General features: G+C 70.7%; 17 protein-coding genes. 10 read left to right on the top strand and 7 right to left on the bottom strand.

Annotated features, from left to right (window positions below):
* Positions 1–102 precede the first annotated feature (102 nt).
* Together fmt and def are read right to left on the bottom strand one after the other, a co-directional pair.
* A complete protein-coding gene (fmt, locus tag PIQ37_RS04655) occupies positions 103–1,026 on the bottom strand; it encodes a methionyl-tRNA formyltransferase (protein WP_150410437.1) in 924 nt (307 codons plus the stop codon).
* 111 nt (positions 1,027–1,137) lie between these two features.
* Positions 1,138–1,650 (bottom strand): peptide deformylase, encoded by a 513-nt coding sequence (gene def, locus PIQ37_RS04650; protein WP_342072555.1) that lies wholly within the window; start codon positions 1,648–1,650, stop codon positions 1,138–1,140.
* A gap of 138 nt (positions 1,651–1,788) precedes the next feature.
* Between def and PIQ37_RS04645 the strand changes: the two genes are divergently transcribed.
* The 9 genes from PIQ37_RS04645 to PIQ37_RS04605 all read left to right on the top strand — a co-directional run bounded on the left by PIQ37_RS04645 (position 1,789) and on the right by PIQ37_RS04605 (position 11,862).
* Positions 1,789–2,922 carry a LysM peptidoglycan-binding domain-containing protein gene (locus PIQ37_RS04645; protein WP_342072554.1) on the top strand — a complete coding sequence of 378 codons (1,134 nt, stop codon included), beginning with the start codon at positions 1,789–1,791 and terminating at the stop codon, positions 2,920–2,922.
* An 81-nt stretch (positions 2,923–3,003) separates the two neighbouring features.
* Complete coding sequence (gene dprA / locus PIQ37_RS04640) at positions 3,004–4,158, top strand: DNA-processing protein DprA (RefSeq protein WP_342072553.1); 1,155 nt, start codon at positions 3,004–3,006, stop codon at positions 4,156–4,158.
* Between the two features lie 43 nt (positions 4,159–4,201).
* Complete coding sequence (locus PIQ37_RS04635; protein WP_010340686.1) at positions 4,202–4,675, top strand: DUF494 family protein; 474 nt, start codon at positions 4,202–4,204, stop codon at positions 4,673–4,675.
* A 21-nt stretch (positions 4,676–4,696) separates the two neighbouring features.
* Entirely contained in the window at positions 4,697–5,419 is a 723-nt protein-coding gene (locus PIQ37_RS04630; RefSeq protein WP_407136573.1) for a pilin, read from the top strand.
* A gap of 39 nt (positions 5,420–5,458) precedes the next feature.
* A complete protein-coding gene (locus tag PIQ37_RS04625) occupies positions 5,459–6,400 on the top strand; it encodes an RDD family protein (RefSeq protein WP_342072552.1) in 942 nt (313 codons plus the stop codon).
* Between the two features lie 239 nt (positions 6,401–6,639).
* Positions 6,640–9,126, top strand: a complete 2,487-nt coding sequence (locus PIQ37_RS04620; RefSeq protein ID WP_342072551.1) for a DNA topoisomerase I — start codon at positions 6,640–6,642, stop codon at positions 9,124–9,126.
* Positions 9,127–9,414: 288 nt separating this feature from the next.
* Complete coding sequence (locus PIQ37_RS04615; RefSeq protein ID WP_342072550.1) at positions 9,415–9,975, top strand: Sua5/YciO/YrdC/YwlC family protein; 561 nt, start codon at positions 9,415–9,417, stop codon at positions 9,973–9,975.
* Between the two features lie 481 nt (positions 9,976–10,456).
* Positions 10,457–11,212: a DUF4124 domain-containing protein gene (locus PIQ37_RS04610; protein ID WP_342072549.1), complete on the top strand. Its 756-nt coding sequence runs from the start codon at positions 10,457–10,459 to the stop codon at positions 11,210–11,212.
* Positions 11,212–11,862, top strand: a complete 651-nt coding sequence (locus PIQ37_RS04605; protein ID WP_342072548.1) for a DUF4124 domain-containing protein — start codon at positions 11,212–11,214, stop codon at positions 11,860–11,862. The genes PIQ37_RS04610 and PIQ37_RS04605 overlap by 1 nt, the downstream gene beginning before the upstream one ends.
* 162 nt (positions 11,863–12,024) lie before the next feature.
* Here the strand turns inward: PIQ37_RS04605 and PIQ37_RS04600 are convergent, their stop codons facing one another.
* Together PIQ37_RS04600 and PIQ37_RS04595 are read right to left on the bottom strand one after the other, a co-directional pair.
* Positions 12,025–12,204 (bottom strand): hypothetical protein, encoded by a 180-nt coding sequence (locus PIQ37_RS04600; protein ID WP_342072547.1) that lies wholly within the window; start codon positions 12,202–12,204, stop codon positions 12,025–12,027.
* Positions 12,205–12,592: 388 nt separating this feature from the next.
* A complete protein-coding gene (locus tag PIQ37_RS04595; RefSeq protein ID WP_342072546.1) occupies positions 12,593–13,366 on the bottom strand; it encodes an SDR family oxidoreductase in 774 nt (257 codons plus the stop codon).
* A gap of 66 nt (positions 13,367–13,432) precedes the next feature.
* Here PIQ37_RS04595 and PIQ37_RS04590 point away from each other — a divergent pair, with 66 nt between their 5' ends.
* Positions 13,433–13,660, top strand: coding sequence for a hypothetical protein (locus PIQ37_RS04590; protein WP_342072545.1), 228 nt, complete (start codon positions 13,433–13,435; stop codon positions 13,658–13,660).
* An 81-nt stretch (positions 13,661–13,741) separates the two neighbouring features.
* On the opposite strand, the gene sppA is transcribed toward PIQ37_RS04590, so the two are convergent.
* The 3 genes from sppA to PIQ37_RS04575 form a co-directional block, all read right to left on the bottom strand.
* The gene (gene sppA, locus PIQ37_RS04585; protein ID WP_342072544.1) at positions 13,742–15,640 is read right to left on the bottom strand and encodes a signal peptide peptidase SppA; all 1,899 of its coding nucleotides are present in this window, start codon (positions 15,638–15,640) and stop codon (positions 13,742–13,744) included.
* 76 nt (positions 15,641–15,716) lie between these two features.
* Positions 15,717–17,087, bottom strand: a complete 1,371-nt coding sequence (locus PIQ37_RS04580) for an MATE family efflux transporter (protein WP_017911990.1) — start codon at positions 17,085–17,087, stop codon at positions 15,717–15,719.
* Positions 17,088–17,249: 162 nt separating this feature from the next.
* The gene (locus PIQ37_RS04575) at positions 17,250–18,692 is read right to left on the bottom strand and encodes a hypothetical protein (protein ID WP_342072543.1); all 1,443 of its coding nucleotides are present in this window, start codon (positions 18,690–18,692) and stop codon (positions 17,250–17,252) included.
* Positions 18,693–18,855: the final 163 nt, after the last annotated feature.

Raw genomic sequence — 18,855 nt, 5'->3', positions numbered from 1 at the left:
GGAATGCGCGACGTGGCAAACACCCGCCCGCGCCGCAGCGCGGAGGCGGCCACAGCCGCGCCTGCCAGGCCCAACGCGGCGTACGCAGGCATGGTCGACGTCTCAGGCCAGGACCGGCAGGTCGCGCCGTGCGTTGAGGTAGTCGGCGGCGGTGATCGCCTTGCCGCCGTCGCGCTGCAGCACGCGCAGGCGCAGCGCGCCCTGGCCGCAGGCGATGTCGATGCCCTGCTTGGACGCGGTCAGCACCGTGCCCGGCTGCTGCCCGTGGGCCAGGTCCAGCGCGATCGCGCCGTGCACCCGCACCCGCTCGCCGGCCAGCATCGCCTCGGCGACCGGCCACGGATCGAAGGCGCGCACCTGCCGCGCCAGCTGCGCCGCCGGCTGCTGCCAGTCCAACCGCGCCTGCGCCTTGTCCAGTTTGTGCGCGTAGGTGACGCCGGCCTCCGGTTGCGGCTGCGCCACCGGGCGCAGGCCGGCGCGCAGCAGGCCCAGACCGTCGGCCAGCACCTGCGCGCCGAGCGCGGCCAGGCGGTCGTGCAACTGCCCGCCGGTCTCGTCGGCACCGATCGGGGTCCGCTGCGACAACAGCACCGGGCCGGTATCCAGGCCCGCTTCCATCTGCATCAGGCACACCCCGGTCTCGCTGTCGCCGGCCTCGATCGCGCGCTGGATCGGCGCGGCGCCGCGCCAGCGCGGCAGCAGCGAGGCATGCACGTTCCAGCAGCCATGGGTCGGGATCGCCAGCACCGCCTTGGGCAGGATCAGCCCGTAGGCCACCACCACGATCAGGTCCGGCTGCAGCGCGCGCAGCGCCTGCAAGGTCTCCGGCGCGCGCAGCGTCTGCGGCTGCAGCACCGGGATGCCGCGCGCCACCGCTTCCAGCTTGACCGGCGACGGGGTCAGCCCGCGGCCGCGCCCGGCGGGCCGGTCCGGCTGGGTGTAGACCGCAACCACTTCATGGCGCTGCGCAGCCGCGCGCAACGACGGCACGGCGAAGTCCGGCGTACCGGCGAAGACGAGTTTCATTGGGCTGGGATTCGGGATTGGGGAGTGGGGATTCGCAACGGCAGGATCGGCAACCGGAAGGGTGCGATTCGCTCTGACGAATCCCCAATCCCGATTCCCGAATCCCGGCCGTCAGGCCACGTGCTTGCGCGCCTTGGCCAGCTTCTTGCGCACCATTTCGCGCTTGAGCGGGGACAGGTAGTCGACGAACAGCTTGCCGTCGAGGTGGTCCATCTCGTGCTGCACGCACACCGCCAGCAGGCCGTCGGTGCTCAGTTCCTGCGGCTGACCCTGGCGGTCCAGGTAGCGCACGGTGATGGCGTCGGCGCGGGCCACGTCGGCGTAGATGCCGGGAACCGACAGGCAGCCTTCCTGGTACACCTGTTCGCCGTCGCGCTGCACGATCTGCGGGTTGATGAACACCTGCGGGGCGTTCTTCTCCTCGCTGACGTCGATGACCATGAAGCGCTTGTGCACGTCGACCTGGCTGGCCGCCAGGCCGATGCCGGGCGCGTCGTACATGGTCTCGAACATGTCGTCGAGCAGGCGTTGAAAGGCCGCGGAGGTGACTTCGGCGGCGTCGACCGGCACCGCCTTGGTACGCAGGCGCGGATCGGGGAATTCGAGAATGGGGAGCAGGGCCATAGCGGTACCCAAGATGGGGGCGCCGGACGATTCGGCAAGACCTGCGGATTCTACCCGTTTCTGCGCCCGCCGCTTGCGCCCGCACCAGGGTTCTGCACTATAGTGCGCGAACCTGTTGGGGAATCAGGCTTCGCGCTCATGTTCAATCGACTCCGTACGGTCGTCGCCGTGGCGATGCTCACCGTGGCGACCTACGCTGCTTCCGCCAGCATGGCCGCCGAACACCCCGACACCTACGTGGTGCGCAAGGGCGATACGCTGTGGGACATCGCCGGACGCTTCCTCGGCAAGCCCTGGCTGTGGCCGGAAATCTGGCAGGCCAATCCGCAGGTGCACAACCCGCACCTGATCTACCCCGGCGACGTGCTCAGCCTGGCCTACCTGGACCGGGTGGCGCATGCCGAGGTCAAGCCGGGCCCGCGCCAGGACGCGCCGATCGACGCGATCCCGCTGGCGCAGGTGGAGCCGTTCCTGAAGAACCTGCGCGTGGTCGACCGCATCGACAACCTGCCCTATGTGGTCGGCACCGAAGACAACCGCCTGCGCGCCACCGACGGGCAACTGGTCTACGCGGTCGGCCTCGGCCAGGCCCAGGCCGGCCAGCGCTACGCCGTGGTCCGCCCGACCGTGCGCTACCTGCTGCCCAAGCTCAGCGACGACCTCGACGCCGAAGGCCGCAGCATCCCCGGCAGCGGCAACCTGTGGCAGACCTTCGTGCCGCCGGACAAGCGCCGCGAGACCCTCGGCTACGAACTGGCCCAGGTCAACATCGGCACCGTCGCCCGCGTATCCGCCGACGGCCGCCAGGCCACCGGTCTGCTGCTGCAGGACAACGCCCGCGAAGTGCGCGCCGGCGACCGCCTGATTCCGGTCGAGGCGCAGCCCTACGACCTGCAGTTCGTGCCGCATCCGCCGTCCGAGCAGGCGATGGCCGCCGGCCTGCGCGTACTGGCGGTGGCCGACGCGTTCAGCGCGGCCGGCCCGCGCGACGTGATCGCCATCTCCGGCGGCCGCCGCGAAGGCATCGACAACGGCACCGTGGTGTCGCTGTGGCGACACGGCACCCGGGTCAACGACCGCGTACGCCACCCCAACACCTCCCGCGCCGACGACGGCTTCACCGGCGGTAGCGGCACCGTGGCGCTGCCGGACGAGTTCGCCGCGCACGCGATGGTGTTCCGCACCTTCGACAAGGTCAGCTACGCGCTGGTGATGGACGGCATCAAGCCGACCCGGATCGGCTACGACGTCAAGCACCCGGACGCACGCTGACCCGCGACTGGGGACTCTCCCTACAGCGATTGCAGACGGCGCCCGAGGGCGCCGTCTGCGTCTGCGGCCTAGCCTGGGCGCATGTCCAGTCAGGCCATCGCCCCTGTCCACACACCCGCCGATCCGGCCCTGCTGCGCCTGTCGCTGGCCGGCGGCGCCAGCGCCCCACGCCGGCTGCTGCTGGAGCAACACGGCAGCCCGGCCGCGGCGCTGGCCGCCGGTCCCGCCGGCTGGCAGGCCGCCGGCCTGGACGCAGTGCAGATCGCCGCGCTACAGCGACCCGATTGCGCCGCGCTGGACACCGCCGAGCACTGGCTGGCGCAACCAGGCCGGCACCTGCTCGGCTGCCACGATGCCGACTACCCGGCCCTGTTGCGGCGCACGCCCAATCCGCCACTGGCGCTGTACGTGGACGGCGATCCCACGGTGCTGTGGCACCCGGCCGTGGCCGTGGTCGGCAGCCGCGCCCCCAGCGCCGGCGGCCGCGACAACGCCTACAGCTTCGCCCTGGCCCTAGCCGCAGCCGGCTTTGCGGTGACCAGCGGCATGGCCAGCGGCGTGGATGCCGCCGCGCATCGGGCGGCGCTGTCGCGCGCGGACGGGCTGACCGTGGCAGTGGTCGGCACCGGCCCCGACCTGGCCTACCCGCGCCAGCATGCCGCCCTGCGCCGCCAGATCGCCGAACGCGGCGCGGTGGTCAGCGAGCACCCGCCCGGCACGCCGGCGCGGGCGGGGCACTTCCCGGCGCGCAACCGGATCATCGCCGGGCTGAGCCTGGCAACCCTGGTGATCGAGGCGGCCACCCGCTCCGGCGCGCTGATCACCGCGCGGCTGGCCGCCGAGGCCGGGCGCGAGGTATTCGCCCTGCCCGGCTCGATCCACAATCCGCTGGCGCGCGGCTGCCATCGGCTGATCCGCGACGGCGCCGGGCTGGTGGAAAGCGCCGAGGAGGTGTTGGCCGGGGTCGCGCCCCTGGCCGCCGAACTGGCCGACGCCTTGCGCGGGCGCCTGAACGTCCCCACACAGGGAGCCAGCACCGCGCGCGCGGCCACACCGGTCTTCCCCCACCCCGACTACCAGCGCTTGTGGCAGGCGCTGGGCCACGACCCCATCTGTATGGATTCAGTGATCGCACGCAGCGGATTGACGGCCGCAGCGGCGTCCTCCATGCTGCTGGCCATGGAACTGGATGGCTACGTGGCGGTCGAACGCGGTCGTTACACCCGCAAACCCTAGTTTCTTCACCTCCACAGCGTCTCGCGACGCAGGCCGAGGGGCAATGAAAGAGAGCATTCTGGATGTCCTGCTGTACCTGTTCGAACACTATTTCAGCGAAGACGCGGATCCGGTCCGCGATCGCGACTCCCTCCAGAATGGCCTGATCCAGGCCGGTTTCAGCCCCACCGAGATCAGCAAGGCGTTCGACTGGCTCGACGCCCTGGCCGACCAGCGCCCGGCCGTGGCGCAGCCGCGCATCGATGGCCCGATCCGCATCTACCACGGTCCGGAACTGGACAAGCTCGACGTGGAATGCCGCGGCTTCCTGCTGTTCCTGGAGCAGCACGGCATCCTCGACAGCGACCAGCGCGAGCTGGTGCTGGACCGGGCGATGGCCCTGGACCAGGACGAATTGGATCTGGACGACCTCAAGTGGGTGGTGCTGATGGTGCTGTTCAACCAGCCTGGTGCCGAGGCGGCGTACGCGTGGATGGAAACGCAGATGTTCGTCGACGAGCCGGAGCCGGTTCACTGAGTCGCTGACGGTCGCGCACGGATGCACGAAGACACCTCCCCATTGTCGATCTGGTACTACGTCGATGCCGCGCGCGAGCGGCACGGCCCGCTGCCGGCGCCCGCCCTGCTGGAACGCCTGCACGACGGCCGCCTGCAGCGCGAGACCCTGGTCTGGCGCGAAGGCCTGCCGGAGTGGCGGCCGCTGCACGCGGTCGCCGCCGAGCTGGGCCTGCCCGACGCGCCCACCCCGCCGCCCTTGCCGCCACCGCTCCAGGCGGCCGCTCCCGTGGCCCCCGCTGCCACCGCCGCGCCGCGCAGCGGCCTGTCCGGCTGCGCGATCACGGCCATCGTCGGCACCATCGTCGGCGTGCTGCTGGTGGCGTTCCTGGGCATCGCCGCGGCGATCGCACTGCCCGCCTACCAGGACTACCTGGCACGCGCGAAGGTCGCGCAGGCGCTCGACCATCTGGCGCCGCTGAAGGACCAGATCGCCGCCTTCAATGCGCAGGAGCACCGCTGCGCGGTCAACGGCGACACCGGCTTCGGCGCGCCGCAGAGCTATGCCGGCGACACCATCGCACAGGTGCGGGTCGGCCGCTTCGACAACGGCCACTGCGGCCTGGAAGCCACCCTGCACCTGCCCGACCACAAACGCCTGGATGGCAAAGCGCTGTGGCTGGACTACGATGAGCGCACGTCCACCTGGAGCTGCAGCTCCGACCTGGACGACCGCGTCCTGCCGGCGCACTGCCGCGGCGGCTGACCGGCACACCGTTTTCGACTGCAACTCCCGGGGAACAGAATGACTGAGTGGTACTACGCCGACGCAGCGCAGCAGCGCCATGGGCCGCTAGCGGCCGCCGACCTGCAGCAGCGCTTCCAGCGCGGCGAGATCGGATTGTCCACCCTGGTCTGGCGCGAGGGCCTGAGCGAATGGCGCACCCTGGCCGAGTTCGTCGACGAACTCGGCCTGACCCAGGCACCGGCGCCAGCGATTGCCCCCATCGAGGTTGACGGAGAGACTCCTCCTCCGCCCCCGGCCGCGACCGTCCCCGACGCCTGGACCGCGCCCGCGCCGGCCGTGGCGGCGTCGCCCTACGCGGCGCCCAGCGCCGTGCTCGACGGTGGCGCGCGGGTGGTCGGCGGCGGCGAGGTGGTGCAGGCCGGTTTCTGGAAACGCGTGGCCGCCTACCTGATCGACGCGTTCCTGGTCGGCATCGTCGCCAACGTGATCCAGTTCGTGGTGATGCTGGGCTTCTTCGGGATCACCGGCTTCGGCAAGCAGCCGGACTTCGGCACCGCCGCCGGCATCGTCATGCTGCTCCTGCTGTACCTGCTGCCGATGGCGATCTCGGCGCTGTACTACGGCCTGTTCCACGCCTCCACCAAGCAGGCCACGCTGGGCAAGATGGCGGTCGGCATCAAGGTGGTGCGCACCGACGGCAGCCGCATCACCGTATCCCGCGGCGTGGGCCGCTACTTCGGCTTCATGCTGAGCAGCCTGACCCTGGGCATCGGCCTGCTGATGGCGGCCTTCACCGAGCGCAAGCAGGCCCTGCACGACATGCTCTGCGACACCCTGGTGGTGGACAAGTGGGCCTACACCGACCACCCGGAATGGCAGCAGCGCAAGCTCGGCACGGTCACGGTGGTGATCCTGGCCCTGTTCGGCCTGCTGTCGGCAGCCGCGCTGCTGGTGGTGGCGCTGGCGATCGGCGTGGCCGCCAAGGGCGGCTGGCACTGAGTGCGGCGAGCTCCGGGAACCGCCGCAGCCGCGCGCGCGGCTGCCCGGCCGGCAGGCGCCGGCTTGACAGCGGGCGCCGGACATGCCCACTAATAAATAAGCGCCGTAGCTGAACGCCCGGGGGTTCCATCCCGGGCGTCGGCTTCTCTGCGAGACCGCAACGCTTCACTAACCGGAGCAATTGCGCCACCCTACCGCCCCCAGGGCGTCCGCCCACGCCCATCGAAGCCCGACCCGCCATGTCCAAGCACCTGCTCATCGTCGAATCGCCCGCCAAGGCCAAGACGATCAACAAATACCTCGGCAAGGATTTCCACGTCCTGGCCTCGTATGGGCACGTGCGCGACCTGATCCCGAAGGAAGGCGCGGTGGATCCGGACGACGGCTTCGCGATGCGCTACGCGCTGATCGACAAGAACGAGAAGCACGTGGAGGCCATCGCCAAGGCGGCCAAGGCGGCCGAAGACATCTACCTGGCGACCGACCCGGACCGCGAGGGCGAGGCGATCAGCTGGCACATCGCCGAGATCCTGCAGGAGCGCGGGCTGCTCAAGGGCAAGCCGCTGCACCGGGTGGTGTTCACCGAAATCACCCCGCGCGCGATCAAGGAAGCGATGGCGCAACCGCGCCAGATCGCCGGCGACCTGGTCGATGCGCAGCAGGCGCGCCGCGCGCTGGACTACCTGGTCGGCTTCAACCTGTCGCCGGTGCTGTGGCGCAAGGTGCAGCGCGGCCTGTCCGCCGGCCGCGTGCAGTCGCCGGCGCTGCGCATGATCGTCGAGCGCGAGGAGGAGATCGAAGCCTTCATCGCCCGCGAGTACTGGTCCATCGCCGCCGACTGCGCGCATCCCTCGCAGCACTTCAACGCCAAGCTGATCAAGCTCGACGGGCAGAAGTTCGAGCAGTTCACCATCACCGACGGCGACACCGCCGAATCTGCGCGCCTGCGCATCCAGCAGGCCGCGCAGGGCGCGCTGCACGTCACCGACGTCGCCAGCAAGGAGCGCAAGCGCCGCCCGGCGCCGCCGTTCACCACCTCCACGCTGCAGCAGGAAGCCTCGCGCAAGCTCGGCTTCACCACCCGCAAGACGATGCAGGTGGCGCAGAAGCTGTACGAAGGCGTGGCGATCGGCGACGAAGGCACGGTCGGCCTGATCTCGTACATGCGTACCGACTCGGTCAACCTGTCGCAGGACGCGCTAGCCGAGATCCGCGACGTGATCGCCCGCGACTACGGCATCGCCTCGCTGCCGGACCAGCCCAACACCTATCAGACCAAGTCCAAGAATGCCCAGGAAGCGCACGAAGCGGTGCGTCCGACCTCGGCGTTGCGTACCCCGTCGCAGGTGGCCCGCTTCCTGACCGACGACGAGCGCAAGCTGTACGAGCTGATCTGGAAGCGTGCGGTGGCCTGCCAGATGATCCCGGCCACGCTCAACACCGTCAGCGTCGACCTGTCGGCCGGCAGCGAACACGTGTTCCGGGCCAGCGGTACCACCGTGGTGGTCCCCGGCTTCCTGGCTGTGTACGAGGAAGGCAAGGACAACAAGAGCGCCGAGGACGAGGACGAAGGCCGCAAGCTGCCGGCGATGAAGCCCGGCGACCGCGTGCCGCTGGAACGCATCCTGGCCGAGCAGCACTTCACCCAGCCGCCGCCGCGCTTCACCGAAGCGGCGCTGGTGAAGGCGCTGGAAGAGTACGGCATCGGCCGTCCCTCGACCTACGCCTCGATCATCCAGACCCTGCTGTTCCGCAAGTACGTGGAGATGGAAGGCCGCAGCTTCCGCCCGTCCGACGTCGGCCGCGCGGTGTCCAAGTTCCTGTCCAGCCACTTCACCCAGTACGTGGACTACGACTTCACCGCCAAGCTCGAAGACGAGCTGGACGCGGTCTCGCGCGGCGAGGAGGAGTGGATCCCGCTGATGTCGCGCTTCTGGGAACCGTTCAAGGAACTGGTCGAGGACAAGAAGGAATCGGTCGACCGCGCCGAAGCCAGCGGTGCGCGCGAGCTCGGCACCGACCCCAAGACCGGCAAGCCGGTGAGCGTGCGCCTGGGCCGCTTCGGGCCGTATGCGGCGATCGGCAGCACCGCCGAGGACGCCGAGGACAAGCCCAAGTTCGCGTCGCTGCGTCCCGGCCAGAGTATGCACACCATCACCCTGGAGGAGGCGCTGGAGCTGTTCCTGATGCCGCGCAGCCTCGGCCAGGACCAGGGCGAGGAGGTCAGCGTCGGCATCGGCCGCTTCGGCCCGTTCGCCAAGCGCGGCAGCGTCTACGCCTCGCTGAAGAAGGAAGACGATCCCTACACCATCGATCTGGCCCGCGCGGTGTTCCTGATCGAGGAGAAGGAAGAGATCGCGCGCAACCGCATCATCAAGGAATTTCCCGGCAGCGACATCCAGGTCCTCAACGGCCGCTTCGGCCCGTACATCAGCGACGGCAAGCTCAACGGCAAGATTCCCAAGGATCGCGAGCCCGCCTCGCTGAGCCTGGACGAAGTGCAGAAGCTGCTGGAGGAAACCGGCAAGCCGGTGCGCAAGGGCTTCGGTGCCAAGAAGGCCGCCGCCAAGAAGGAAGCCGCGCCGAAGAAGAGCGCAGCGAAGAAGGCCGCGGCCGATGCCCCGGCCAAGCCGGCGGCGAAGAAGGCGGTCAAGAAGGCCGCGAAGAAGACCGCCAAGAAAGCGGTGAAGAAGGCGGCGAAGAAGACCGTGGCTAAGGGCGGCTGAGCCGCTCTGCGGATGGCCCAGGGCGGCTCGATGCACCCCCTCGAATAGTACGAGCGCGGGCGCCGAGCCGCCTTCTCGCGGTGCCGACGGCGTCTCTCAGCGCCTGAAGATCCGCGACAACCCGGTTTTTCTGTGGGAGGGGCTTCAGCCCCGACGCTTTATCGGTAAGGCGTCGGGGCTGAAGCCCCTCCCACAGAAAAGCGGCGGGCCGGAGACTTGCGAAAATCCCAAGTCCCGCCCAACCGCCCCTCATTGTCCTTAGACGAGGACGTGCCGCATGATGCGCGCATGACCGACCTGTCCCTGAGCCATGCCGTCGCCGTCCTGCGCAAGGGCGGCGTGATCGCCTATCCCACCGAAGCGGTGTGGGGCCTGGGCTGCGATCCGCACGACGAGACCGCCGTGACCCGCCTGCTGCGGATCAAGCAGCGGCCCGTGGACAAGGGCCTGATCGTGGTCGCCGCCGAACTGGATCCGTTGCGCCCGTTGCTCGACCTGTCGGCCCTGCCGCCGGACCGGCTGGCCGCGGTGCTGGCCAGTTGGCCGGGACCGCACACCTGGATCCTGCCCGCCGCCGCGCACGCGCCGCCCTGGATCACCGGCGCGCATCAGGGCATCGCCGTGCGGATCAGCGCGCATCCGCTGGTGGCTGCCCTGTGCCGCGCCTGGGGCGGCGCCCTGGTCTCGACCAGTGCCAACCGCGGCGGCGAGCCGCCGGCACGGCAGCGCGGCGAACTGGATCCGCTGGTGCTGGGCGACCTCGACGGCCTGCTCGACGGCGAGACCGGCGGCCTGGCCCAGCCCACCCCGATCCGCGATGCCGCCAGCGGCGAGATCCTTCGCGCCTGAAGCGCTGCTCTTCAGCGCGGCACGCCTGTCTTCCGCCGTGTCGGCGTCTCGCGGCAACGGCGCGATGGAGCCACGCGGGCGCTTCGCGCACCGGACCCTCACCCAACCCCTCTCCCGATGGGAGAGGGGCTAGCTCTTCCCTTCTCCCTTCGGGACCATGGCCCCCTTTTCGGGGGAAGGTGCCCAAAAGGGGCGGATGAGGGTCGGGCGAAGCCTCGTGCACTCAACTACCCGAGTCGCTTCGCGCCGGACCCTCACCCCAACCCCTCTCCCGGTAGGAGAGGGGCTAAGCGCCTCCCTTCTCCCTCCGGGACCATGGCCCCCTCTTCGGGGGAAGGTGCCCCGCAGGGGCGGATGAGGGGACGGGCGAAGCCTCGCAGCGACAGATCAACACGGCAGCACTGCCGCGACGCCATCGCGTCCTGAATCATGCGCACGCGCCGCCCTTTCCCTGGCTGCCCAAGGCGCGCAAGATGCGCGCATGCGCTTCCTTCTCCGCCCATTGCTGCTGCTGAGCCTGTCGCCCTGGATCGGTGCCGGCTGGGCGCAACAGACGCAGACGATCAGCAGCGACGGCGGCAACGCGTCGGTGCGCATCTATCGCTGCATCGCCGCTTCCGGCGCGGTCAGCCTGCAGAACGCCCCCTGCGAGAACGCGCGCCAGCAGCAGGTGCTGGACATGCAGCGTCCGCGCGATCCGCCGCCGCGGCCGACCACCACCATCAGCACCGATCCGGCACGCGCGCAGGCCTCGCCGGCGCCGCTGCCGCAGCGCGAACTCCGCATCGTCACCGTGCAGCCTGCGCAGCCGATGTACGAGTGCGTCACCCCGGAAGGCGCGCGCTACACCAGCGACGACAACGCCGGCAATCCGCGCTGGGTGCCGCTGTGGGCCTATGGCTATGCCGAGGGCCCGTACGCACGGCCATCCGGGCGCGGCCCCGATGGTCGCTCGCCCGGGCCGCCGGGACCGCCTCCGCCCGGCGGCCCGCGCCCGCCCGGTCCACCGCCGCCAGGGGTGTCCGCCGGCGCCGGCGTGATCGTGCCGGCCGGCAGCACGATGATCCGCGACACCTGCACCGCGCTGCCCGAGCAGGAAGTCTGCGCACGTCTGAGCGATCGCCGCTGGGAGCTGATCCGTCGCTACAACAGCGCGCTGCAGAGCGAGCGCCGCGCAATGGAAACCGAGCAGCGCGGCATCGATGCGCGCTTGGCGCGCGACTGCGGCGGCAGCTGATGCGGCGCGCACTCTGCCTCGCCATGGTGCTGACCTGTGCCGGCGCCGCGCACGCCGAACCGGTGGTGTTCTATCGCTGCACCGACGCGCAGGACAACCTGACCATCCAGAACCAGCCCTGTCCCAAGGGCATGCGCCAGCAGAAAAAAATCATGCAGGGCGTCAGCAGCGCCGCGCTGCCGGCCGCGCTCGCCGCCCAGCCCGCGCCATCGCCGCCGCCCGCAAGCGCCACGACCGCCGCGTCCACCACCGCGCCTGCCGACACGCCCATCGCGGCAGACGCAGCCGCCGCGCCGCCGCCACCAATGCTGCCGCCCCAGCCGCTGTACACCTGCAGCACCCGCGAGCAGGCGTCCTACATCGGGGAGGTCGCCGAACCGCCGCCGCGGTGCGTGCCGCTGCCCACGACGGACCTGGACGGCGGACCCAACCAGGCAGGCGGCAGCGCCTGCGAAGTGCTGCGCGACCAGTGCCAGCCACTGCCCGCCGAGCAGCTATGCGATGCCTGGAAGAATTATGTAGCCGAGGCCGAAACACACTGGCGCTTCGCCGTGCCCGACCATGCCGAGGCACTGCGCACGGAGTTCGAACGCCGCCAGCACCTGCTCGAGGCCAGCGAATGCGGCGCGCCGGATCGCCGTGCGCCGTGAGCCATCGCGCTCGCACGTGGCTGTGCAGCCGAGCCGCATCCTGTGCGCCGACGCTATACCGTGACCCATCGCGCGCGCGTGGCTGTACGCCTGTTTTCGTAGGAGCGGCTTCAGCCGCGACCGGGCGTTACCGAGAAAGCCCGGTCGCGGCTGAAGCCGCTCCTACGCATTCCGCTGCACGCAGTTGATCGCGTGTGCACCACAGCCTGCAGCGCTAAATAAAACGCTCAGCGAAAAACCGCCGTCCACCACGATGCATTCGCCGATGATGTCGCCGCCCGCCGGCAGCCAAAGGAACCGGTCACCGCGGTGCGTGCGAACAGCTTTTTTACCAATCCCCATTCCCGATTCCCCAATCCCGGTTTTTTTTGTGGGAGGGACTTCAGTCCCGACGCCGTATCGCCCGGGACGTACCGCACTGCGCCTTTCATCTGCTGCCCTGCGCGCGCGCAGCCGCCACGCAAAGGGCTGAACCGCTATAACCCGTAACGCAGAAACCACCGCCCACCACGATGCATGCGCCAGCGATGTCGCTGGCCGCCGGCAGGCAAAGGAACCGGTCACCGCGGTGCATGCGCACAGCTTTTTTTACCAATCCCCATTCCCGATTCCCCAATCCCGGTTTTTTTGTGGGAAGGACTTCAGTCCCGACGCCGTACAGCCCGGGACGTACCACGCAGCGCTTTCGACTGGTGCCCTGCGCCCGCGCAGCCGCCATGCAAAGGACCCGCTAGAACCCGTAACGCAAAAAGCCCCCGTCGACTGCGATGCATTCGCCGGTGATGTAGCTGGCCGCCGGCAGGCACAGGAAGCCGACCGCCGCCGCCACTTCCTCCGGTTCGCCGATGCGGCGCATCGGCGTGCGCTCGATCACCTGTTCGTAGTAGTCCGGGTCCGACAACGGGCCGGAGGTGCGGCGGGTGCGGATGTACCACGGCGCCACCGCATTGACCCGGATGCCGTCCTCCGCCCATTCGGCGGCGAGGTTGCGGGTGAGCTGGTGCAAGGCCGCCTTGGTCATGCCGTAGGGCGTACCGCTGCGCACGTGGGTCAGGCCCGACACGCTGCCGACGTTGACGATCGCCGAGGCCGCGTGCTGCGCCAGCAGCGGATGCGCGTAGCGCGACAGTTCGAACGCGGAGAACAGGTTGGTCTCGAAGATGCCGCGCCACTCGTCCTCGGTGTAGTCCACCGCGGCCTTGCTGACGTTGCCGCCGGCGTTGTTGATCAGCAGGTGCAGGCCGTCGGCATGGTCCTCGACCCAGTCCAGGATCTCGCGGCGGTCCTCGTCGTCGGCGACGTCGGCGGCCAGCGCCAGGATCTCGCGCTCGGGAAAGGCCTCGCGCAACTCGTCGCGCGCCGCTTCCAGCGCGTCGAGGTCGCGCGCCACCAGCAGCAGGTCGGCGCCGAACCCGAGCAGTTCGCGTGCGATCGCCAGGCCGATGCCGGCGCTGGCGCCGGTGATCAGCGCGGTCTGTCCGTCCAGCCGCCAACGGTGCTGCATGCGCGTGCCTGTCTGCTCACATGGGAGGCGTAGGATGATACCTCCACCCTCGAGGAGGTCGCCGCCATGTCCGCACCACTGCGCAGGATGACGTTGGCATTGCCGCTGCTCGCATTGCTGGCCGCATGCAAGCCGGAGCCGCCGCAACCGCCCGATGCGCCGCCACCGCCGAAGGCCAGCGCATTGCGCAGCGCCATCGCCCAGCCGCTGGATCGCGCCAAGCAGACCCAGGCCACGCTCGACCATGCCGCGGCCACGCAGAACGCCGCGCTCGACGCCGCCACCGCGCAATGAACAACGCCGGCCACGGGGCCGGCGTTGCAGGAAGCAGGCGACGCGTCCGCAAGGGCGCGCCGCCGCCGGCGCAGGGCCGGCTTACAGACCGCAGAAGCAGTAGGCCAGCGCCTTCACCGGTGCGCCCGGACGGGTGTCGGCCGCGTCCTTGACGAAGCGCAGCTGGGTGTCCAGTTCCGGCAGGCTGCGCGCCAGCAGGGCGTGGCCCAGCGCCGAATCGCTCAGCATCCACACGCCCAGGCGGCTGCCGGCGAACCCGCTGACGAACTGCGCGAACGGCGTGGCCGGCTTCTCGACATAGCGCACCCGGTACTTGTCCGGGCCGCCCAGCTTGGCGCGCGCCGCGGCATCGGCCACGGCGTCCTTGAAGCCGCCGAACGCGTCCACCAGCCCGCGCTCCTTGGCCTGCGCACCGCTCCACACGCGGCCGCGCGCGACCTGGTCGATGGCCTCGACCGACTTGCCGCGCGCCTGCGCGACCTTGCCGGTGAAGTCGGCATAGCCCTTGTTGATCACCGACTGGATCAGCTGGCCCACCGCCGGATCCATCGGCCGGGTCATGTCGAACGCGCCGGCGAAGCGGGTGGTGCCCACGCCGTCGGTGTGCACGCCGATCTTGTCCAGCGTGCGGGTGATGTTGGGAATCATGCCGAAGATGCCGATCGAACCGGTGATCGTCGACGGGTCGGCGTAGATGCGATCGGCGTTCATGCTGATCCAGTAGCCGCCGGACGCGGCCAGGTCGCCCATCGACACCACTACCGGCTTGCCGGCGGCCTTCAGCGCCACCACTTCACGGCGGATCTGCTCGGAGGCGAACACTTCGCCGCCGGGCGAATCCACGCGCAGCACCACCGCCTTGACCGCGTCGTCGTCACGCGCCTGGCGCAGCAGCGCCGCGGTCGACTCGCCGCCGATGCGGCCGGCCGGCTGTTCGCCGCCGCTGATCTCGCCCGCGGCGACCACCACCGCCACCTGCGGACGCGAGTCCACCGGCGAACGGCGCAGGTCCAGTTGCTGCAGGTAGCCGTCCAGGTCGACGTTGCGGTAGCCGGTGTCGGCATCGTCGTCGGCCACGCCGCGCTTGGCTAGCAGCTGCTCGACGTCCTCGCGGGTCTTCAGGCCGTCCACCAGCTTCTGCTGCAGGGCGAACTTGGCCAGGTCGCCGCCGGCGGCGGCCACGCCCTCGGGCATGGTGTCGATGCCGGCGGTGATCTGCTCCGGCGCCAGCTTGCGCGCCTTGGCGATGTCGGCCACGTAGCGCTGCCACACGTCGTTCATCCAGAACAGGTCGGCTTCCTTGGACGCCGGCGAGGCCGCGTCGAGCACGTACGGCTCGGCAGCGGACTTGTACTCGCCGACCTTGAACAGGTGCACGTCCACGCCGAGCTTGTCCTGCAGGCCCTCGCGGAAGTACTGGCGGTAGCGGCCCAGGCCTTCCAGGGTCATCGAGCCCATCGGGTCCAGGTAGACCTCGTTGGCCTGCGCGGCCAGCAGGTACTGCCACTGGTTCAGGTTGTCGCTGTAGGCGACGATCTGCTTGCCGGAGCTGCGCAGGTCCTGCAGCGCCTTCTCCACCTCGCGCATCGAGGCGAAGCCGCTGGGCTGCAGTTTGTCCAGGCGCAGCGCCACGCGCTCGATCTTCGGATCGGTCTTGGCCGCCTCGATGGCGCGCACCAGGTCGCGCAACTGGATCTCCTGCGCGCCCTTGTCGTTCATCGCCTTGGCCAGCGCGCGGCTGACCGGATCGGCGCTGAACTGCTCGACCAGCTTGCCTTCCGGCGCGATCAGCAGCGTGGTGCGGTCGCGCAGCGCCTTGCCGCCGTCGCCGCGTGCCATGGCGAACACCATCGCCAGCAGGATCAGCAACAGGAAACCGAAGAACACCAGGTTGAAGATCAACCGGCGGGTGAAGTTCATCACATCCCACAGGCCGACGAAAAAGTTGGCGACGGGGCTGCGACGCACGGGTTGGTTCATGGAAAGCTCCGAAAGGAAGGCGTCTTGCGCCTGCGCAGCATACCGGCTGCGTCAGGCGCCGCACATGCGTCTGAAGTCAGGGGGCCGCCGGCGCGGCCAGCAGCCGCGCGCTGCTCCAGCGGAAGCGCGCGCCCATCATCACCGCGGCCGCGGTCAGGCCCAGGATCAGGCCGATCCACATGCCCTGCGGCCCCCAGCCCAGCCACAGGCCGAGGCCGGCGCCCAGCGGCATGCCCAGGCCCCAGTAGGAGCACAGGGCCAGCAGCATCGGCACGCGGGTGTCCTTGAGGCCGCGCAGCGCGCCGGCCGACAGCACCTGCACGCCGTCGGGGAACTGGAAGGTGGCCGCGTACAGCAGCAGCGTGGAGGCCAGCGCCGCCACCGCCAGATCGCTGGTGTAGACGCCGACGATGGCGTCGTGGCCGACCAGCAGCACCAGCGCCGACAGCGCCTGGGTGCCGAGCACGATCGCATAGCCGGCCCAGGCCGCGCCGCGCACGCCCACCGCGTCGCCGGCGCCGGCGGCGCGGCCGACCCGCACCGTGGTCGCCTCGGCCACGCCCATCGGCACCATGAAGCACAGCTGCGCCACGTTGATCGCGATCTGGTGCGCCGCCGCCGGCACCTCGCCGAGCCGCGCGATCAACAGCGCGGTGACGATGAACAGGCCGCCTTCCATCAGGATGGTCACGCCGATCGGCAACCCGGTCTTGAGCAGCCCGACGATCGCGCGCAGGTCCGGCGCCTCGAACCGCGCGAACAGGCGCAACGGCGCAAAGCGCCTGGACCGCGCCAGGTAGATGGCGAAGCACAGCGCCTGCGCCCACATCATGATCGCCGAGGCCATGCCCAGGCCGCCGGCGCCATGCTCGCGCAGGCCCCACAGGCCGAAGGTCAGCGCATAACCGAGCGGCGCCAGCAGCAACAGGCCGCCGAAACCGAGCAGCATGGTCGGCAGGGTCCAGTGCATGCCTTCGCTGAGGTAGCGCATGCAGAAGTACAGCACCAGCGCCGGCACGCCCCAACGGATCGCAAGCAGGAAGTCGCGCGCGCCGGGCACGATCTCCGGGGCGATGCCCAGTTGCGGCAGCGCCATCGGCATCACGCTGAGGAACGCGAACATCAGCAGGCCCAGGCCCAGCGACAGCCACAGCGCCTGGCGGAACAGCGGGCCGATCTGTGCATGGCGCTTGGCGCCGTCGAGCTGCGACACCGAGGCGGTCAGGGCGATCAGGGTGCCGATCGGGATCATCATCGGCAGCCACAGCAGCGCGGTACCGACCGTCACCGAGGCCAGCGTGCGGGTGCCGTGGTGGCCGGCGATCACGTTGTCGACGAAGCTGATCAGGCCGGTGGAGACGTGCCCCAGGACCAGCGGCAGGGCGAGCTGCGCGGTGGTGCGCAGTTCGCGGCCCCGGACCGAGGCCGGGGTGGAAGACGAAAACATTGCAAGACTCTGGCGATCCCGCCGACTGCGGCCGCGCAGACAGCGCCGGCACCGGGTGGCGGAGGCCGGGCATTCTACCCGCTGCGGCGGATCACTGCAGGAAAGCCGGGACCCGGGGCCCGGGACCGGGGACCCGGAAAGCCAGAGCGCCCGAAGCGCGACTCAACGTGCGGCGCGCTGCTTCAGCCAGGCACCACGGCTGTCGGCGCCCTGCGCCAGCAGGTCGCGGCGCAAGGCGGCACGGTCCTGCGGCGGGGTGCGTTGCGACAGCAGCGCCAGATGCTCGCGCTGGTCCGCCGGCAGGCCGCGCAACAGGCCCAGCAGTGCCTGCCGCTGCGCCTCCGGCACGTAGCCCAGCAGCGGCTGCAGCGCCCAGAACTCGGCGCCCAGTTCCGGGCCGAGCAACCAGCCGTGGCGCTCCAGGGCGTCCATCTCGGCGAACTGCGCATGCAGGCTGTGCTGCTGCTCGATCGGCAGGCCGGCGAAGGCCGTGGCGACCTGACGCAGCCGCGCCTGCGCCGCCGCCGGCAGCGCGTCCCAGGCGGCCTGGCGCGCGCGCAGTTGCGCCGGGGTCAGCGCCGGTGGCGTGGTCGCCGCGGGCGCGACGGCAGCCGGCGGGGCTTCGACGGCCTCCGCCAAGTCGGCCGCGCTGGGAGCACTGCGCTCGATCCGCGGCGGTGGCGCGCCGGCCGCGTACCACGCATAGAAATCCAGGGCGTAGATCGCCGGCTCCGGCAGCGGCGCCGGCGGGTCGGCCGGCAGCGGCGGCGCGCTGGCGGTGTCCGATTCCGGCGGCAGCACTTCCACCTGCACCGGGCCGGTATCGCCCAGCGCCAGGCTCGCGTCGCTGCCACCGGCCGCGGCCGCGGCGCGGGACCGATGCCAGGGCAGGCGGTCCCAGAACAGCGTCCCGACCAGGGCCAGGACCACCACCGCGATCACCGCCCCGGCCAGGCGCGTGCGCAGGGCCGAGCGCGCGCCGCGGCGGCGTGGACGCGCCGCGGCCGCGGCGGCGGCAGGGGCCTGCGCCTTGGCCGGCGCAGGCGAGGCCGTGCTGCCGGCGATCGCCGCATCGCGCAGTTGCGCCAGGGCCTGCAGCCGCGCCGGCGGGAGGTCGCGCAGACACTGTTGCGCCGCATCGGCCAGCGCGCGCCAGCCGGCCGCATCCGGACGCCCGCCGGCGTCGCGCGGGCAGGCCCGGGCCAGCGCCTGCTGGTAGTCCTCGGTGGTCAGTTGCAGCACCTGCGCGGCCAGCGGCTCGTCCAGCCCGGCGACGATGCGCAACAACAGCGCCAGGCGGTCGGCCGGCTGCAGGCTGCGCAGATGCGCCAGCGGCGCCGGCCAGGCACCGTCGGCGGCATCGGCCTGGCGCAGGGTGGGCACCGCAGCGAGCAGTTTCCAGAATCGCAGCGGCCAGTCGGCCATCGGCAGCGCCGCAGCATGGCTGCGGAAGGCCCGCATCGCCGCCGCCAGGGCCGGCATGCCGCGTTCGGGCCGGCCGCTCTGCAGGTCGGCAAGGACCGCGGCGCGGCGTTCGATGCCGCGCAGGAACGCGGCCAGGGCGGGCGGTGCGGCCACGCCGTCGGAAGGGGACGTGGCGGTCATCGGAACTCCATCATCGGCGCGATGATAGCGAGGCAGCCGCCACACCGCGCGCTTGACAGCGGCGTCCCGATCGGCTCATCCGCGGCCGTCGCGACGGCCGGTTGTGCACAGCGCCGGAAATTGGCCTGCGACAGGTCTTGTCAAGCCCCCGCGAAACCATGTT

Source organism: Xanthomonas protegens (genome assembly GCF_038442435.1).
In the GTDB taxonomy this organism is placed as follows: domain Bacteria; phylum Pseudomonadota; class Gammaproteobacteria; order Xanthomonadales; family Xanthomonadaceae; genus Xanthomonas_A; species Xanthomonas_A sontii.
This window is presented reverse-complemented; position numbering and strand designations above follow the sequence as displayed.

Excerpts from the sequence above, each read along its gene's own strand:
- fmt (WP_150410437.1), bottom strand. The coding sequence starts at position 1,026 with ATGAAACTCGTCTTCGCCGGTACGCCGGACTTCGCCGTGCCGTCGTTG.
- def (WP_342072555.1), bottom strand. The coding sequence starts at position 1,650 with ATGGCCCTGCTCCCCATTCTCGAATTCCCCGATCCGCGCCTGCGTACC.
- PIQ37_RS04645 (WP_342072554.1), top strand. The coding sequence starts at position 1,789 with ATGTTCAATCGACTCCGTACGGTCGTCGCCGTGGCGATGCTCACCGTG.
- dprA (WP_342072553.1), top strand. The coding sequence starts at position 3,004 with ATGTCCAGTCAGGCCATCGCCCCTGTCCACACACCCGCCGATCCGGCC.
- PIQ37_RS04635 (WP_010340686.1), top strand. The coding sequence starts at position 4,202 with ATGAAAGAGAGCATTCTGGATGTCCTGCTGTACCTGTTCGAACACTAT.
- PIQ37_RS04630 (WP_407136573.1), top strand. The coding sequence starts at position 4,697 with ATGCACGAAGACACCTCCCCATTGTCGATCTGGTACTACGTCGATGCC.
- PIQ37_RS04625 (WP_342072552.1), top strand. The coding sequence starts at position 5,459 with ATGACTGAGTGGTACTACGCCGACGCAGCGCAGCAGCGCCATGGGCCG.
- PIQ37_RS04620 (WP_342072551.1), top strand. The coding sequence starts at position 6,640 with ATGTCCAAGCACCTGCTCATCGTCGAATCGCCCGCCAAGGCCAAGACG.
- PIQ37_RS04615 (WP_342072550.1), top strand. The coding sequence starts at position 9,415 with ATGACCGACCTGTCCCTGAGCCATGCCGTCGCCGTCCTGCGCAAGGGC.
- PIQ37_RS04610 (WP_342072549.1), top strand. The coding sequence starts at position 10,457 with ATGCGCTTCCTTCTCCGCCCATTGCTGCTGCTGAGCCTGTCGCCCTGG.
- PIQ37_RS04605 (WP_342072548.1), top strand. The coding sequence starts at position 11,212 with ATGCGGCGCGCACTCTGCCTCGCCATGGTGCTGACCTGTGCCGGCGCC.
- PIQ37_RS04600 (WP_342072547.1), bottom strand. The coding sequence starts at position 12,204 with ATGGGGATTGGTAAAAAAGCTGTTCGCACGCACCGCGGTGACCGGTTC.
- PIQ37_RS04595 (WP_342072546.1), bottom strand. The coding sequence starts at position 13,366 with ATGCAGCACCGTTGGCGGCTGGACGGACAGACCGCGCTGATCACCGGC.
- PIQ37_RS04590 (WP_342072545.1), top strand. The coding sequence starts at position 13,433 with ATGTCCGCACCACTGCGCAGGATGACGTTGGCATTGCCGCTGCTCGCA.
- sppA (WP_342072544.1), bottom strand. The coding sequence starts at position 15,640 with ATGAACCAACCCGTGCGTCGCAGCCCCGTCGCCAACTTTTTCGTCGGC.
- PIQ37_RS04580 (WP_017911990.1), bottom strand. The coding sequence starts at position 17,087 with ATGTTTTCGTCTTCCACCCCGGCCTCGGTCCGGGGCCGCGAACTGCGC.
- PIQ37_RS04575 (WP_342072543.1), bottom strand. The coding sequence starts at position 18,692 with ATGACCGCCACGTCCCCTTCCGACGGCGTGGCCGCACCGCCCGCCCTG.